This window comes from Actinomadura sp. 3N407, from assembly GCF_052245875.1.
Taxonomy (GTDB): Bacteria; Actinomycetota; Actinomycetes; order Streptosporangiales; family Streptosporangiaceae; genus Spirillospora.
On sequence record NZ_JBQQBP010000033.1, the window covers coordinates 15735 to 31476 of the forward strand.

Consider the following 15742-nt stretch of genomic DNA (forward strand, 5'->3'; position numbering starts at 1 on the left):
GATCGAGGGCGGTGACCGGGGCGTTCAGGTGATCGTTCTGATCGAGGTAGTGCCCGGCCGTGAAGCGTGGTGGGCGGTGAACTCCCCGTCCAGCGCCTGGGTCAGCTCGCCGATCTTGCGGCCTGCCTTGCCGCGGGCCAGGTCGGCCAGGCGGACGGGATCGCGTTCACCCTTGATCAGCGTTTCCAGGATGGCGCGGCCGCTGGTGCCGATGATGTTGCTGAGCACCGACGACAGCTTCATCCCGGTGTCCTCCAGTTCCTTCTCCAGCCGCTGCCGTCGGATTGTCGCCGAACTCATAGAGTTGTGCCACGACAACCAAGCCTGGAGGAACAACAGCCCGCTGGAGCTGCTGCCCCGAGGCCTGTTCCGGTCACTGTGAGGGCACGACTTTCGTCGATACCCCCTGAAACGACGAAGCGCCGTCCCGCACGCGGCGGAACAACGCTGGTAGCCCAAATCGCGGGGCGGAGCCCCCATCGGCGGGAATCAGGGAGAGGCCAGATCCGGGTCGTGGTTCTCTGCCAGGGCTCGGACGGCGGCCTGATTGGTGGGATCGCCGCCGGTCGCCCGCAAGAGCTGCCGCCCGTCCACCTCGTGCCGCTCGACGGTGCTGGCGGGGCGCAGGCGATCGGCAGCCGCGACACCGGCGGCCGCGGACTGGGCCTGGCCATCGCCCGCGAGATCGTCCTCGCGCTCGGCGGCACACTCACCGCCGAGAGCACCCCCGGGACCGGCTCAACATTCACCATCTGGCTACCCGCCGCCGACTGAACTACGGCTCTGCGTGATCAGCCTTGTCTTCAGCACTCTGCTGAGCTGCGGGACGACATGCCATGGACGAGCGACGCACGGGGAGTTATCGTCCCCGTAGTACCCGAAAAAACTTCATGTTTCCTCTCTCCCCCCGGATGGCGACCACCCCGCGTGGCCCACGGCCATGAAACGACCACGGACCCGCGCCGTTACGAGGAGTACACCGTGCCCAGCCCCCGCCGGCTCCGCGCAGCACTGCTGGCCCTCACCGTCCCCGCCGCGCTGACCACAGCCCCCTCCGTGCCCGCCTCGGCCGCCGCGAGCGGCTCCCTCACCGTCATGACCTACAACATCGCCGGCCTGCCCGAGGGCCTGTCCAGCGCCCCTACCCCCCGGAAGCCCGCGACCACCGAGATCGGCCGGAGGCTCGGCCCCTATGACGTCGTCCACGTGCAGGAGGACTTCAACTACCACGCTTACCTGTACGCCACCGACGCCCATCCGTACCGCACGCCGACCAGCGGCGGCGCAGGCATCGGCAGCGGGCTGAACCTGCTGTCGGCCCACCCCACCGCCGATGACGACTTCGAGCGCGTGACCTGGGACGACTGCAATCTCAACAGCGGCGACTGCCTGACCCCCAAGGGGTTCACTTTCATGCGGGTCAGGCTCACCGAAGGCAACACCATCGACTTCTACAACCTGCACGCCGACGCCGGGAGCGACAGCGGGGACGTTTCAGCCCGGGCCGCCAACCTCGACCAGCTCACCGAGCACATCAAGAGCCATTCGGCAGGCAACGCCGTGGTCGTCATGGGCGACACCAACGCCCGCTACACCAGGCCGGGCGACGGCGCGACTCTCCGTTCCTTCGCCGCCCACAACGGGTTGACCGACGCGTGGGTACGCCTGGTCCGCGGTGGCAGCGCCCCGGCCGAGGGCAGCCCGGCCCTGGTGTGCGATGAGTCCGACATCACCGACACCTGCGAAACGGTCGACAAGATCTTCTACCGGAGCAGCAAACTGATCACGCTGACCGCGTCGGACTACACCAACGAGCACGACGGCTTTCTCGACGACTCCGGGCGCATGCTGTCCGACCACGACCCGATCGCCACCCGGTTCGCCTGGACCCAGAACCCCGACTACCGGCTCAGCGACCAGTTCGGCGGCCCGCACGGTGACCACTTCAACGACATCAACGACGTCCCCGCCGCCGCCCGGCCCACCGAGATCTCACTGCGCACCGGCGCACGGGTGGACCGGATCGCCATCACGCCGGCCGAAGGCGCGACGTTCGCCCATGGCGGCACCGGCGGGTCCGCCTCGTCCCTGACGCTGGGCAACGGTGAACACCTCACCTCCGCGTACCTGTGCCGCGGCCGGAAGGACGGCCACACCCGGATCTTCTATGCCAGGCTCACCACCAACCTCGGCAACACCCTGGCCGGCGGCACCACCACCTCCGACTGCACGACGCGGAAGGCGCCACCGGGCTGGCAGATCTCCGGCTTCCACGGTCGCTCCGGGAACGAACTCGACAAGATCGGCTTCATCTACACCCGGCGCTGACCCACGGCGCCCGCCGGCCCCCGAGCATGCGCCCGGGAGAAGCGTCGCGGGGAGCGGAGGCCGCCCAACCCCTTCATCGCATCAGGCCGAGCGGGTCGACGACGCGGGTCGATGGTCCCGATCGACCACTACTCGCCGGTCCCGTCCAGCGGCAGGTCGGGCAGGTCGGCTCGGGAGGCTATCCCGAGCTTGGGGTAGGCCTTGTAGAGGTGGCGGGCGACCGTCCGGGGACTGAGGAACATCTGGACGGCGATCTCGGCGTTCGTCAGACCATCGGCCGCCAGGCGTACGACCTGGAGCTCCTGCGGGGTCAGCCGGACGATGCCGCCCGGCCGACGGGGCGGGCCGGTGACGCCGCAGGCGCAGAGCTCGTTCTCGGCCCGGATGCGCCAGGGGTGGGCGCCGAGCCGGGCGAAGCCCTCCTGTGCGGCGCGGAGCTGGACGGTCGCGCTCGCCCGGCGGCGTCGGCGGCGCAACCATTCGCCGTATAGCAACCGGGTGCGGGCGCACTGGAAAGGCTGGTCGCTCCGGTCGTGCCGGTCGAGAGCCTCCTCGTAGTGCTGCTCGGCCTCGTCATCGGGGTCGATGAGCGCCCGGCAGCGCAGCGCGACCGCGGGGATCCAGGGGCACCGCACCGCCTGCGCCCATTCGGTGAAGTCGGCCAGCGCCCGTTCGGCGAGCTCGGGCCGACCGGCCCGCGCCGCCGCTTCGATGAGGTCGATCGTGCTGTACGCCGCGACAGCCGGGTGGGAGTGCTTGCCGCGCCAGACGTCCCGCAGAAGCTCGAGCGCGGAGTCGAATTGGCCGAGGCCGAGGTCCATCAGGCCCAGGGACCACGTGCTCAGGGCCCGGGCCGTGACCACGCCGTGACGGCCTCCGTAGGCGTTGCCCTCGGCTGCCAGGTCGCGGCAGCGGTCCTGGTCGCCACTGACCGCCGACAGCCAGGCGATCAAGGCACCGAGGTGGGCGGCTCGGTGGGTCTGGCCGATGTCCCGGCCCAGCTGGTAGCCCTCGGTGGCGTTGGCCAGGGCGGACAGGTGCCGGCCGCGCATGAGCTGGGCCTGGGCGCAGATGGCCAGCGCATGGGGAAGCAGTCCGATCATGCCGTTCTCGCGGCCTTGTGCGATGACCGAGGCGGAAAGGTCCTGCGCCACCGCGTCGTCGGCCGCGATGAGGGAGAGCGACGCGGCCAGCAACCGTTCGGCGGGCCGCGCGCGCGGCAGGTTCCACGCCTCGGCGGCGAGATCCTTCAGGGCGGACGTGCTCCCGTCCAGGAGGGCGGCGAAGGCCGACATCGCACGCACCAGTGGTCCGACATCGGCGTCGGGCGGGAGGCGGAGGGTGCGCAGGCGCGCGGCCGCATCGCGGGCGAGGGCGGCGTCGCCGCCGAACGAGGAGTTCCGGACGGCCTCGGTCAACATGAGAGCGGCGATGGCCGGTTCCGTCGCCTCGATCCAGGCGGCTCCCCCCACGAGTATCCGCCCGGCCGCCGCCGGGGAGCCCGTTTCGAACTCCACGGCCGCTCGTACCCGGGCCAGCCCGGCCCGCGCCGACGGGGCGCAGGTGAGGGCCGCGACCTCGTCGGCCAGCGCGTCCGCGTGCCGGATGCGGCCCGCTTCGATCGCCGCCTCGGCGGCCAGGCCGAGACGGCGGGCCCGGGCCTGCCGGGTCTCGCTCAGCCTGGCGGCCCGCGTGTAGGCGGAGACCGCGGCCGCGTATCCGTTCCGTCGCCGCGCGCGGTCCGCCACGCCTTCGAGGGCCTGAGCGATCTTCTCGTCGGTCCGGATGGTCGCGGTGGCGAGATGCCAGGTGCGCCGGTCCGCGTCGTCGGGGCCGTCCAGTGCGTCGGCGAGGGCGCGGTGGGCGTCGAGGCGCCGGCTGTGGGTCGCTCCCTGGTACACGGCTGATCTCATCAGCGGGTGGGCGAACTCCACACCACAGCTCTCGAACCGGATGAGACCGGCGATCTCGGCCGGTTCCAGGTCTCGCTCGGATGCGGTCCGGTCACCGAGCCGTTCCGCGGCGCGGAGCAGCACCTCGAGGTCACCCGTGTCGTCCGCGGCCATCAGGAGCAGAAGGGTTCCCGTCGGCCGGGGAAGCGCGGTCACCTGGGCGTGGAAGGTCTGCTGGAGGCGATCGGTGAGCGGCAGCGTGTCGGGGGCCATGCCGGGCGTGAGCGCGCCGGTGGCCACGGACGCCTTCGCGAGCTCGATGAGGGCGAGCGGGTTCCCGCGCGCGTCGCGCAGGATCGGCTCGCGAAGGTGACGCGGTAGTGCCGGTGCGTGCTCCCCGAGGAGGGCGGCGGCGTCTTCGGGCGCCAGGCCGTCGAGGGCGAGCTCGGGAAGGCCCCTACCGGCGAAGGCTCCGGATGTGCCGCGAGCCGCGATGAGCACCGCCACGGGCTCGGACCGCAACCTGCGGGCCGCGAACTCCAGCACGTCCGCGGAGGACCTGTCCAGCCATTGCGCGTTGTCGACGAGGCACAGCAGGGGCGCCTCCTCCGCGAGCCCGGCGAGCAGGCCCAGAGTGGCCAGACCGATGAGGAAGCGATCACCGCCGGCTGGCGGTGCCAGGCCGAACGCGCCGCGCAGCGCCGAGGCCTGCGGCCCGGGGAGCGTTCCGATGCGGCTCATCGCCGGTCGCAGCAACTGGTGCAGGCCGGCGAACGGCAACTCGACTTCGCTCTCGACTCCGGCCGCGCGCATGACGCGCATCCCGGCGGCGCTGCCGGACTCCCGTGCGTGACGCAGGAGGGCGGTCTTGCCGATCCCGGGCTCGCCGCGCAGGACGGTCACTCGGCTCGTACCGCCGCGCGCGTCCGCGAGCAACCTGTCCGTGATCTGGAGTTCGGTGGCCCTGCCGCGCAGAAGGGGACCGTCCATGAAAGATCATTCTGGATCATGCGCTCCCGCAACGGCCAGCCCTCCCCCGCGCCGGCGCCCCGGCCGACCCATGCGGGGCGGCCGGGGCGTGACGACGATCAGGAGGGCAGCACGCGGGGAAAGATCTTGTCGTCCCACGCGGCGACGGCGTCCCAGACCTCGGTGAAGTACAGGCGGCAGCCGCCGTACCCGCCGAGGTTGCTCCCGCCGGAGATGATCCCCCGGACACCGACTGTGCCGTCGGATTTGAGCCAGTAGACCGGCCCGCCGGAGTCACCGCCGTCGATGCATTTGCCGTCCTTCACCTGCTCGGTCATGTTGCGGACGACGTCGCCGTCGCTGTACTTGACGTTCACTCCGGCGCGGCTGGCGATCCAGCCGCAGTTCTCGCCCGTGGTGCTGCCGCCGGTGCAGATGTCGCCTGCCGCGGCCGCGCCCGCCGCGGCGGAGGCCCACGGCCAGATCTGGCTGATGATCGCGGTGTATCCCCCGGATGCCGAGCCCCTGAAGAGGTAGTAGCCGCTCGTGCCGTAGGGGATCTCGATTAGGGCGAGGTCTCCGTGGTAGGCGCTCTGCCCCGGCAGCCGGACCGAGCCCGTCCCCTTGTTGTAGTTCTCGCGGTCGCCCGAGCCGACCCACCCCATGTAGTTGTTGTCGTTGCCGCTGAAGTAGTAGCCGCCCGTGGGGCTGCAGTGACCAGCGGTGAGCATGCCGGATTTGTCGCCTTCCATCCAGACCGGGATGCCGGTGGTGCACCTGGTCTGCCCTTCGTTCCTGTGCACCTGTGTCGCGCCTCCGCCACCCCAGTTGTCGGGCCCTTCGTCCCAGCGTGAGGCCTTCTCCGCATTGAACCGGGGTGACACCTCCACCGCGATGGCACGGTCGCCATACCGCTCGGAGAGCCCGCGGAGCATGGCGGGCGTCGTACGTGTGGCAGTGATGACCACACGGTTCGTCTCGGCGTCCACCCTGGTCGCGCGAATGGCGGCCGCATCGGGGACGATCGACGGCCGGATCGCCTCATCCTTGATCTTCTCAAGGGAGGCCACGCTCTCGCGCACGGACTTGCGGATGACGGACGCTCCCGCCGCGAGCTTGTTCCGCCGCTGCGCGGCCAGATGCGCTCCCGCGGGGGTCACCGTGGCGATCACCACGGAGCCGGTCGAGGGATCCACCCACGGATGCCCCAGATCCCGAGGGTGCGCCCTGGCCAGTTTCTCGGCCTGGTCGAGCGCCTGGACGGTGGGTCGGGGAACGTCGGGAGAAGGCGCGGGGCGCGCCGAGAAAACATCGATCCGGGACGGGGGCGGCGGGCTCGCCATGACGGGAGAGGCGAGAGCGACGATGGACAGTAGGGCCAGGGGGCCGACGGCAGGCAGCAGCGTCTTGCGCACGGATACTCCGCGGTGCGAGGGGATGGAGGTCAGCGGGATTCCGTCCGTACCGGCACGGAACGCCTCGATGCTAGGTGCGGAAGATCATGCTGGGGTCCGTCATCGCGGCCCATGAGTCGTGCGCGCGATGACCGGCGGATGAGCATCCCGAGAGCGCTGGATGAGCAGGGGGCGCCGGGCCGAGGCACTATCCGGCAAAGGATCCACCCCGATGCCTGGCCGACCACCGGCACCGCAACGCTTGGCCGCCCGGCGCGAGCGCGGCGGTGACGGTCTTCCAGCCGGCGAGCCGCCGACGCTGACACCCGGACCGCCCACCTACCGCAAAGGCGCGCCCTGACCCGGCCGCAAGGGTGCGCGATACCGTCGGAACCGGTCGTCGGGTCACTGGACGGGCTCCGGTCCAGTAGCTCGACGACGTGTAAGTACTGTGACCTGCACGGACGGGCGGACTTCGGCGTATGACACGGCGGTTGACGACAGCCGTCCAGGAGGGCGGCCCCGCTGAGCCCGGCGCCCTCTCAGAAACGCTCTATTGTCAGAAGCCGACCCTTGTCGGCCGCATCCCCAGCTTGGATGCGATGGGCATTCCCGCATGCCTCACCGCGACCCCCAATACGGCCATGGGCCCCAATGGTGCGGCCGGGAGGAGTGCGGCCTCGGCTGCCACCACCAGTGAGAGGAGGGCCAGCCATATCCGGGTGGCGGTGGCGGAAGCTGTTCGGGCCTGGTCGGCGGGGTCGGTTGTGTCCTGTGCGTCGGCAGGGACGATGGCGGAACCGCGTTCGGCCACTTGGTCGGTGGCACCGCAGGCTTGCTCTTGTCCGGCTCGTTAGGCCCACGGGACTTGCTCGGGGACTTTGCGGCGACTGGCGGCTTCGACGACGGCGGCTTCGACGACGGCTGCGGCTTCGGTGCTCGCCCAGATGCCTCGGCCGACGCGGGGGGCGCCTTAGGAACCATGCCGCCCGGCGTCGCCGACGGCGTTTCCGTCGGATACATCCGAAACTGGTGAGCGGCGGACGGCCCCAGAGGCGGCTGGCTGTCCTCCGTGGCCATTGTCGTCGCGATTCCGTGAAGGGCTACGCCGGTTGCGGTGGCGAGCAACGTCATCCCGATCCAGATGCCATGCCGGAAGGGGGGTCGGCGGGGAACGGACTGTCGACGATGGCGCCCTGCACGCAAATCGGACAAATGACCCCTCGGAAGCATTCGACTCCATCCCTTGCGCTACTCCCCGAACGCTGCCTAGGAAACTTAACCACGCTGCCGCCGATCAACGTCAAGAGGAATCGACCTAGGAGGGCGAGGACGCGGTGTCTCGCGCGCACGGCGTACGGGCGCACCTGCGCGCCGACTGGGGGCAGCACCGCCGTACGCAAACGCGCACAGAGGTGTGGACGGTAAGGCAACCTGCGGGGAGACGTTTCATGGCGAGGTTTTGAGACCTGCCCCGTGGGCCCCTTGGTGATTGTTTCGCCTCGGCTTTGTGGAGTCGATTCCGGCTATGCCATGCCTGAATTACGTTGCCGACCGTAACATGGAAGGTCCCGAGGGAAAGGGGGGCCAGATGGCCAAGGCATCCCGGTATCCCCCAGGGGTGCCGTGCTGGCTGGGGTTGTCCAGCCCGGACGTGGAGGCCTCCAAGGCGTTCTACGGCGGGTTGTTCGGCTGGGATTCCTACATCCTCGCCGACGACAAGCTCGGCGACTACGTCGTGTGGACGCTCGGCGGGCCGCAGGGACCCGGGGTGTGTGGCCTGCTGGCGCTCGCCGACGACACCGAGCGGTCGTCGTGGACCTGCCAGTTCTCGGTCACCGACATGGGAGCCGCCATAGCGCGGGTGCAGGCGGCGGGCGGTCTTGCGCTCACGGACGGGGTGGACGTCGGCCATCTGGGCAACTGGGGGCTGGTGGCCGATCCGGAGGGCGCAAGCTTCGCCCTATGGCAGCCGTACGCCAGCCCAGGCGCCGGTGTGGTGGGCGAGCCCGCCACAATGTGCTGGGTCGAGCTGGCCTGCAGGGACATCGACCAGGCCAGGCGCTTCTACGGCCAGGTCTTCGGCTGGACCTTCGCCGGCTGGTCCTGCCACGGCACCGCCTACACCGACGGGAAGGTCGCCGACCGACCCGTGGCGGGCCTGGTGGTGATGGACGAGCGATGGCCGCCCCACTACCCGCCGCACTGGATGCCCTACTTCGCTGTCACCGACTGCGACGCCTCCACCGCCCGGGCCGCCGAACTGGGCGCCAGGATCCGGGTACCGCCGACCGGCGCCCCACCCGGCCGGTTCGCGCTCATGACGGACCCGGCCGGCGCGCGTCTGGCCATCATCACACCGGCCCGCTGACCCGTCCGCGTAACGACCGCGGCAGGACGACGGTGACCACAGCACCGCCCAGCGGCCCGCCGTTGCGGGCCCGAGCGGTATCGCCGTCCGTGTGCCCCCGCTGGGCTCGGAAACCGCACGCATCGACAACGTGCCATCCCTAGGTGGAAGGGCTGGCGCAGGACGACATCGTCCGCTACGCGGGCGATCTCATCCGGTTCGCCGATCGGAGGCGGCAAGGCTCCTGGCTCGCACCGGCGCCGGCGTGCATGCTGCTGGCCGCCGGTTGCTCGGCAGGAAACCGGGCAGGGTTCCGGGCGGGGTGGGCGGTGTGGATGCGACGGCCCAGCTCACTGATCCAGAACTGGCTGGCCGGATTGGCGTAGAAGGCGTGCGGGCGGCGGTGTTCGAGTGCGCGGATGAGCGTGCGGTCGTCTAGGACGAAGTCGAACAGCGCGTCGAGGAAGGCATGCAGGCTCTGCTGGACCGGGCTGCCAGGGCCCAACGGGGTCTTGCCGGAGAGCGCGCCGTCGCATAGCGCGTTGGCGCGGGGCGCGAGGACGGCTTCCACGCCGCCGTGCACGGCAGGCGGCGCGGGTGCTGGCGGTCTGCTTGCCGCAGGCCGGCTTCCGGGACCCGCAACTTCCCCTTCGCTTCCGACGCGACGGTCGAGGAGATCCAGCGCCACGTTCATCGCACCGCCGTACTGCGGCTCGATCCTCTCCGCCCCCGGCTTCAGTAAGCGTTGAACGTCACCGGAGCCGGTCGTCGTGGACACGCTGAGCCAGAGCTCCCCGGCTGACGCGGCTGAGAGGTTGTATAGATGTGGCGACACAACGGGCACAAGCGGGAGGGGCATGTCAGTGCGACGTCCTACGTTGGAGCAGGTCGCCGCCCGGGCGAAGGTGAGCCGCGGCACCGTATCGCGTGTGATCAACGGGTCCGCCAAAGTGAGCCCGCAGACCCGGGAGGCGGTGCTGCAGGCGATCGATGAGCTCGGCTATGTGCCCAACGACGCGGCCCGTAGGCTGGCCGCCGGGCGTGCGGGCGTGGTCGCCCTGGTGCTGTCGGAGGAACGGGGACGGCCGTTCGAGCAGCCGTACTTTGGTGAGATCGTGCGAGGGATCAGCTCGGCGGTCAGTGCGGCCGGGATACAGCTGATGCTGACCTTCACGCACTCGCCCGCGGACCGCGCACGCCTGGCGCATGATCTGCGCACACAGCGCGTGGACGGCGTCATGGTGATCTCGCTGCTCCGGCAGGACCCGCTTCCCGGCCTACTGGCCGACGGCGGCGTACCCACCGTGACCGGGGGCCGTCCATTCGACCTCGCCATGGCGCAAACAGGTTACGTTGACGCCGACAACAAGGGGGGAGCCCGGCGGGCCACCGAATATCTGATCGGCCAGGACCGCAAGCACATCGCCACCATCACTGGCCTACGGGACACCGCGGTGGGCATCGACCGGCTCACCGGATATCGGCAGGCCCTGGCCGGCGGCCCGGAACTGGTGGCCCACGGCGACTTCAGCGAGGCCGGCGGCGCCACCGCCATGCAGGAACTACTCCAACGCGAATCGTTGCTGGACGCGGTGTTCGCCGCGAACGACAACATGGCCGCCGGGGCGCTGCGCGTTCTGGAGCGGCAAGGACGACGCGTTCCCGACGACGTCGCCGTCATCGGTTTCGAGGACTCGGCCATCGCCCGGCACGCGGGGCCGGCGCTCACCACCGTCCACCAGCCCACAGAGCGGATGGGGCAGGAAATGGTCGAGATGCTGCTCACCCGAATCCACGACACATCGGCGACCAACAGACCGGCCATCTGCAACACCAGCCTGGTCATCCGCGCATCAGCCTGATTCGTCACCGTGCCAGGTGAGGGAGTGCCGCTCGCGCTCGGCGGCAGGCGCATTCGTCGCGCCACAGATCCACCTCGCATAGATGGTCGCCGTCGCGGCCAGTTCCTTGCGGCGCTGATGGTGAAGGTCGGCGACCCTTGTCAGCAGTACCGTCCGTTCGGCGACGGTGGTGGACCTGCCCCACGTGGTGGCCTTGTGTGCGGCGGTGAGCGCGGCCTGCACCTCGGCGTCGGTGGCGGTCGGGTACGTGGCCACCACCTCGCCGGTCGCGGGATCGGTGACGGCGTAGGTGATCTGTTCGGGCATGTCAGGCTCCTTCGCCGCGGCCTGCCGCCATGAGCGAGACGAGGTCGTAGGCGACGTGGGAGGCGGCCACGCCGGTCAGTTCGGCGTGGTCGTAGGCCGGGGCGACCTCGACGACGTCGGCGCCGACCACGTCGAGCCCGGCCAGGCCGCGCAGGATCTCCAGCAGTTCACGGCTGGTGAGGCCGCCGGCCTCGGGGGTGCCGGTGCCGGGGGCGTGCGCGGGATCGAGGACGTCGATGTCGATGGACAGGTAGACCGGCCGGTCGCCGACGCGTGTCCTGAGCCTGTCGGCCACTTCGTCGACGCCCTGGCGGAAGACATCGGCGGAGGTGACGATGCCGAAGCCGAAGCGGCGGTCGTCTTGGAGGTCCTTCTTGCCGTAGAGCGGCCCGCGGATGCCGACGTGGCTGAGCGCCTCGGTGTCCAGGACGCCTTCTTCGACGGCCCGGCGGAAGGGGGTTCCGTGGGTGTACTCGGCGCCGAAGTAGGTGTCCCAGGTGTCCAGGTGGGCGTCGAAGTGGACGAGTGCCACGGGGCCGTGCCGGTCGGCGGCCGCGCGCAGCAGCGGCAATGCGATGGTGTGGTCGCCGCCGAGGGTCACCAGCCGGGTACCGCCGGAGGTGAGGTCGAGCGCGGAGCTCTGGATGGTGTCGATCGCCTCACCGATGTGGAACGGGTTGACCGCGATGTCGCCTGCGTCGGTGACCTGGGCGACCTCGAACGGGGAGATGTCGAGGGCGGGATGGTAGGGGCGCAGCAGCCTGGATGCCTCACGCACGTGGGCGGGGCCGAAACGGGCGCCGGGACGGTAGGAGACACCGCTGTCGAAGGGGACGCCGACGACCGCGATATCGGCGCGCTCGACCTGGTCCAGGCGTGGCAGCCGGGCGAAGGTGGCGAAGCCGGCATAGCGGGGGGTGGTGGAGCTGTCGATCGGTCCCAATGGATGCATCGTCGTCTTTCTACGGGAGGCGTTCGGGTCGGCAGATGTTCGGCCGTGTCTGTTTGGGCCGGTGTGGTTCAGCCGCGTGCTGCGTAGCGCCGCAGGACGTTGCGGGTGATCTGTTCGGTGAACTCGTCCTTGAGTCGTAGCCCGTTCACCCATTCCGTCGTCCCGGCGCAGAAGACACCGCCCCTGCCTCGGGTGAAGGCGGCGACCATGCCGGACCCGTAGGCCTCGCCGTCGAAACGGTCGGGCAGGGGGTCGAACAGGAGCCCGAGGATGTCCTGCACTTCGGTGATCGGCGCGCCGAGCGGCACTCGCCCTTGCCACCGGTCCTCTTCACCGAATACGGCCGGGCACATGGCGATGATCTCCAGGTTCTCCGGCGTGCCGTCGGCGCCGGTCGGGAACGGGAGTCCGCGGCGGAAGGTGTAGTCGCAGCCGTCCAGTTCGAAAGCGGCGATGCAGGTGGGTGCGCCGCCGAAGAGGTCCCCGTAGCCGAGGTCGGTGTCGGCGAGGGCCCAGTGACGCGGGCGGTAGACGGTGAAGCCGCCGCTGGCGCGGGAGATCGCCGAACCGTAGCGGCTGTAGACCCCCGCGAGCCCCGTGAGTCCCATTGTCTGTGCTCCGGGGCGCCCGATGGGCGGCCAGTCCCACGCGGTCGTCACCATGGCGGGGTCGTCCTCGTGCAGGGGATCGTCGTGCGGGACCTTGTGGCAGATCTGGACGGTGTCGTCCTCTTCGAGCCGGACCTGCCACAGGAAGTTCCCGCCGAACCGTGCGAGGTGTCCGCCGTCGTCCACGAAGGCGTCCACGGTGTCGCGCATCTCCGCGGTCCAGTATTCGTCGTGCCCGACGAAGATGACGCAGGCGTAGGGCATCAGACTGCCGGGATTCTGGTGGATGTCGTGCTGGGTGAGGATGTCGAGTTCGATGCCTTCTCCCTCGGCCCACAGGGCGAAGGGCCGCTCGTAGGTGGACCAGAAGGCGTCGGCGTGATGACGCGAGTACCCGTGCGCGTGCGCCCACTCGTATGCGGGATGGCGTGGCGGGGCGCCGCGCGGAGGGGTATCGGGGTTGGCGCTGCGCGGGGCGTCGTCGGGCTTGCGGATCATCCCGCGAGCGATCGGGCGCTGGGTGGAGAGCCGGGGGCTGGCGACGTCGATCCATGGGTCATCCCCGAGACCGCGGTAGGAATTGGCGCCGCCCCAGTCGTTGTACGCCGTCATCGTGCTCGTCGTCAGTACGAGCACGTACGGGGTCCGCGCGCCGGGCTCGGGATTCTTGACGACAAGGAAGTGCTCGCGCTCATGGCGCCGTCCGCCGGTTTCGACACCGATGATGAGGATGTAGAAGCCCGGCTTCCACGCCTGGTCGACGGTGAATGTGTGTGCGACCGGCCAGCCGCAGCCGACGGCATAGGCGTCGTCCGGGGTCGGGTGGGCCTGTCCGGGCAGGCCGGTTGCGGACCAGACCACCTCGGGGCGGAGCCCATCGCGAATCAGCGTGAGCGTGTACCGGTCGGTGTTGGCGTGGGTGTGGACGCGGACTTCCTCTCCCGGGGAGTAGGTCCACTTGTCGGTGTAGCACCATGCCTCGGGCCCGCCCATCCCGGGCCGTTCCACCACGAAGCCGGGAATGGACCAGGCGTACCGCGGGGCCGGTGCCGCGCCGCCGTCATCGGCGGCCGTCTGCACGGCGGTCGGCAGCTGATCACTCATTGTTCTTCCGATCTGTTTCAGGACGCTTCGGTCGCCGTGGACGGCTCGGCGTCTTCTTCGGCTTCCCGCGCGAGGTCCTTCGTCATGCGGCCGCGGACCGCTCCAAAGACGAACGCGATCAGCAGCGGGGAGATGATGAGCGCGTTGCCGGTGCCGCCGAGCATGGTGAGCAGGCTCATGTTGTCCACGGCCAGGAAGAGGACCGTAGTCAAAATGATCAGGGCTAGGGCGGGCGCGATGAGCCTGGACCAGACGCTCTCTTCCGCGGGCCGCGAGGCGAACCACCTGATCACCGCGATGCTGGTCCCTATCTGCAGCGCCAGGACGGCGAACAGGGTCGGGGAGTTGGTCCAGATGACGACCTGCGTGTAGGGGTCCAGCGAAGAGGAGCCGAAAACGATCAGCGCGGCCGTCACCAGGCCGCCCTGGAAGAGGACCGCGGCGCGCGGGGCACCGGCCCGGTTGGTGCCGGACAGAGCCGCGGGCAGCAGGCCACGGCGTGACATGGAGAACAGGTACCGCGACCCGGTGTTCTGAAGCGCGATCACCCCGGCGACGAAGCTGGTGATGACCAGCAGCTGCATGACATCGGTCATGGTCGAGGAGACGAAGGAGGTGTTGAGGTCGAACACGACCCGCGATGGGTCCCCGCTCAGCACGTCCATCAGCCGGGTGGGCCCGATCGCCATGAGGATGGTGAACGCGGCCGCGACATAGACGACCGTCAGGACGGCCACGGCCCAGAAGGTGGCCCTGCGCACCGCACGGCCGGCGTCCTTGACCTCCTCGCTGTAGACCGCGGTCTGCTCAAAGCCGATGAACACCAGGAAGGTGACGAGGAAGGTACCGCCGAGGACCGGTGCCTGCCAGCTGTCCGGGTTGAACGCCGACCAGGGTGCGCCTTCAGGGCCGCCCTGGACCCAGACTGCGACCGCGAAAACGGCGAGGATGCCGATCTCCAGGATCAGCAGGACCGCGGCGACACGGGCACCAAGGTCGACCTTGGCATAGGAGATCGCGGTGACGATGATCGCCATGACGGTGGCACACAGACCCCAGGGCACGCTCACCGACAGGTACGTCTCCAGGAACGTCGAGGCGAAGAAGCCCGCCGCGGCCGCAAAGCCGATCTGCCCGAGCGTATAGCCCGTCCAAGCGAGCATCGCGGCTCCCGCGCCCGCCGTCCGCCCGAGACCCTTGTCGATATAGGCGGCGAAAGCGCCCGCGTCGGTGACATGGCGGCTCATTGCGGTGAACCCGACCGAGAAGAGCGCATAGGAGACGCCGGCGATCAGGAAGGCGACCGGGAGCATGGTTCCGCCGGCCAGGAATCCCAGCGGCAGGAACCCCGCCGAGACGGTCAGCGGCGCCGCGGCGGCGACGACGAAGAAGACGAGATGGCGAGCGCTGACCGCGTTGCGGCGCAACTCATGCTCGGGAGGATGTCCGACGTCCAAGGTAGGGGCCTTTCCTTGTGAGCCGCGCTCGGCGGCTCCGGGGCTGAAGCTGAGGAAGCGGTCTTCACCAGGCCGATGGCCTGCCCCCGAAGACCGCAGGGTCACCGAGGCGAGATGCCGACGAAGATCTTGCGTGTGGGTTCGAGCGTGCGCCACCAGCCGTCGAACCCGGCCGGGACCACAAACGCCTCACCCGGACCGAACTCGCGGCGGCCGCCGCCCGGGTCCTCGATCGCGACTCGGCCGGTCTGGATGACGCAGACCTCGTCATACGGCCATGTCGTGATCCGGACGGCTCCGGGTTCCCCCTCCCATGCGCCGGCCACCGAGACCTGATCCGAGAGCTGCGCTCGATGCTCGACCTCCTTCCATCCCCCGATCACCTCGACGTAGTCGCTCGCGGCGGGAACCACCGGGGTTCCCGATCCCGGTGCGAGCACCTGGATCTCTTCGATGGCCATGGTCGTTCTCCTCGCAGCCTGAAGGCAGTGGCGTAAAGCTATAGATCGATAGCTTACGT

General features: G+C 69.8%; 12 protein-coding genes and 1 pseudogene. 4 read left to right on the forward strand and 9 right to left on the reverse strand.

Features of this window, described 5'->3' with window-relative positions:
- Positions 1–24 precede the first annotated feature (24 nt).
- Positions 25–300 carry a hypothetical protein gene (locus tag ACTWPP_RS42310; RefSeq protein WP_443110117.1) on the reverse strand — a complete coding sequence of 92 codons (276 nt, stop codon included), beginning with the start codon at positions 298–300 and terminating at the stop codon, positions 25–27.
- 336 nt (positions 301–636) lie between these two features.
- Here ACTWPP_RS42310 and ACTWPP_RS42315 point away from each other — a divergent pair.
- A pseudogene (locus tag ACTWPP_RS42315) lies at positions 637–774 on the forward strand (ATP-binding protein); the annotation flags it as partial.
- 207 nt (positions 775–981) lie between these two features.
- Positions 982–2328: a jacalin-like lectin gene (locus tag ACTWPP_RS42320; RefSeq protein WP_443110118.1), complete on the forward strand. Its 1347-nt coding sequence runs from the start codon at positions 982–984 to the stop codon at positions 2326–2328.
- Between the two features lie 128 nt (positions 2329–2456).
- Here ACTWPP_RS42320 and ACTWPP_RS42325 read toward each other — a convergent pair whose 3' ends face one another.
- Both ACTWPP_RS42325 and ACTWPP_RS42330 read right to left on the reverse strand, forming a co-directional pair.
- Positions 2457–5210: a helix-turn-helix transcriptional regulator gene (locus tag ACTWPP_RS42325; RefSeq protein ID WP_443110119.1), complete on the reverse strand. Its 2754-nt coding sequence runs from the start codon at positions 5208–5210 to the stop codon at positions 2457–2459.
- A gap of 98 nt (positions 5211–5308) precedes the next feature.
- Positions 5309–6604, reverse strand: coding sequence for a trypsin-like serine protease (locus ACTWPP_RS42330; protein WP_443110120.1), 1296 nt, complete (start codon positions 6602–6604; stop codon positions 5309–5311).
- A gap of 1570 nt (positions 6605–8174) precedes the next feature.
- On the opposite strand from ACTWPP_RS42330, the gene ACTWPP_RS42335 reads away from it, so the two are divergent.
- Complete coding sequence (locus tag ACTWPP_RS42335; RefSeq protein ID WP_443110121.1) at positions 8175–8954, forward strand: VOC family protein; 780 nt, start codon at positions 8175–8177, stop codon at positions 8952–8954.
- Between the two features lie 175 nt (positions 8955–9129).
- Here ACTWPP_RS42335 and ACTWPP_RS42340 read toward each other — a convergent pair whose 3' ends face one another.
- Positions 9130–9711 carry a hypothetical protein gene (locus ACTWPP_RS42340; protein WP_443110122.1) on the reverse strand — a complete coding sequence of 194 codons (582 nt, stop codon included), beginning with the start codon at positions 9709–9711 and terminating at the stop codon, positions 9130–9132.
- On the opposite strand from ACTWPP_RS42340, the gene ACTWPP_RS42345 reads away from it, so the two are divergent.
- Complete coding sequence (locus ACTWPP_RS42345; protein ID WP_443110123.1) at positions 9704–10795, forward strand: LacI family DNA-binding transcriptional regulator; 1092 nt, start codon at positions 9704–9706, stop codon at positions 10793–10795. The genes ACTWPP_RS42340 and ACTWPP_RS42345 overlap by 8 nt on opposite strands.
- Here ACTWPP_RS42345 and ACTWPP_RS42350 read toward each other — a convergent pair.
- The 5 genes from ACTWPP_RS42350 to ACTWPP_RS42370 form a co-directional block, all read right to left on the reverse strand.
- The gene (locus ACTWPP_RS42350) at positions 10787–11101 is read right to left on the reverse strand and encodes an aldehyde dehydrogenase family protein (protein WP_443110124.1); all 315 of its coding nucleotides are present in this window, start codon (positions 11099–11101) and stop codon (positions 10787–10789) included. The genes ACTWPP_RS42345 and ACTWPP_RS42350 overlap by 9 nt on opposite strands.
- A 1-nt stretch (position 11102) precedes the next feature.
- Entirely contained in the window at positions 11103–12053 is a 951-nt protein-coding gene (gene speB, locus ACTWPP_RS42355) for an agmatinase (RefSeq protein ID WP_443110125.1), read from the reverse strand.
- 68 nt (positions 12054–12121) lie between these two features.
- On the reverse strand, positions 12122–13765 hold the full coding sequence (locus ACTWPP_RS42360) for a N,N-dimethylformamidase beta subunit family domain-containing protein (RefSeq protein ID WP_443110126.1): 1644 nt from the start codon (positions 13763–13765) through the stop codon (positions 12122–12124).
- 17 nt (positions 13766–13782) lie between these two features.
- A complete protein-coding gene (locus ACTWPP_RS42365) occupies positions 13783–15222 on the reverse strand; it encodes an APC family permease (protein ID WP_443110127.1) in 1440 nt (479 codons plus the stop codon).
- Between the two features lie 101 nt (positions 15223–15323).
- The gene (locus ACTWPP_RS42370) at positions 15324–15683 is read right to left on the reverse strand and encodes a cupin domain-containing protein (RefSeq protein WP_443110128.1); all 360 of its coding nucleotides are present in this window, start codon (positions 15681–15683) and stop codon (positions 15324–15326) included.
- Positions 15684–15742: the final 59 nt, after the last annotated feature.

Coding starts and splice junctions, on each gene's coding strand:
- ACTWPP_RS42350 (WP_443110124.1), bottom strand. CDS start 11,101: ATGCCCGAACAGATCACCTACGCCGTCACCGATCCCGCGACCGGCGAG.
- ACTWPP_RS42310 (WP_443110117.1), bottom strand. CDS start 300: ATGAGTTCGGCGACAATCCGACGGCAGCGGCTGGAGAAGGAACTGGAG.
- ACTWPP_RS42360 (WP_443110126.1), bottom strand. CDS start 13,765: ATGAGTGATCAGCTGCCGACCGCCGTGCAGACGGCCGCCGATGACGGC.
- ACTWPP_RS42325 (WP_443110119.1), bottom strand. CDS start 5,210: ATGGACGGTCCCCTTCTGCGCGGCAGGGCCACCGAACTCCAGATCACG.
- speB (WP_443110125.1), bottom strand. CDS start 12,053: ATGCATCCATTGGGACCGATCGACAGCTCCACCACCCCCCGCTATGCC.
- ACTWPP_RS42335 (WP_443110121.1), top strand. CDS start 8,175: ATGGCCAAGGCATCCCGGTATCCCCCAGGGGTGCCGTGCTGGCTGGGG.
- ACTWPP_RS42370 (WP_443110128.1), bottom strand. CDS start 15,683: ATGGCCATCGAAGAGATCCAGGTGCTCGCACCGGGATCGGGAACCCCG.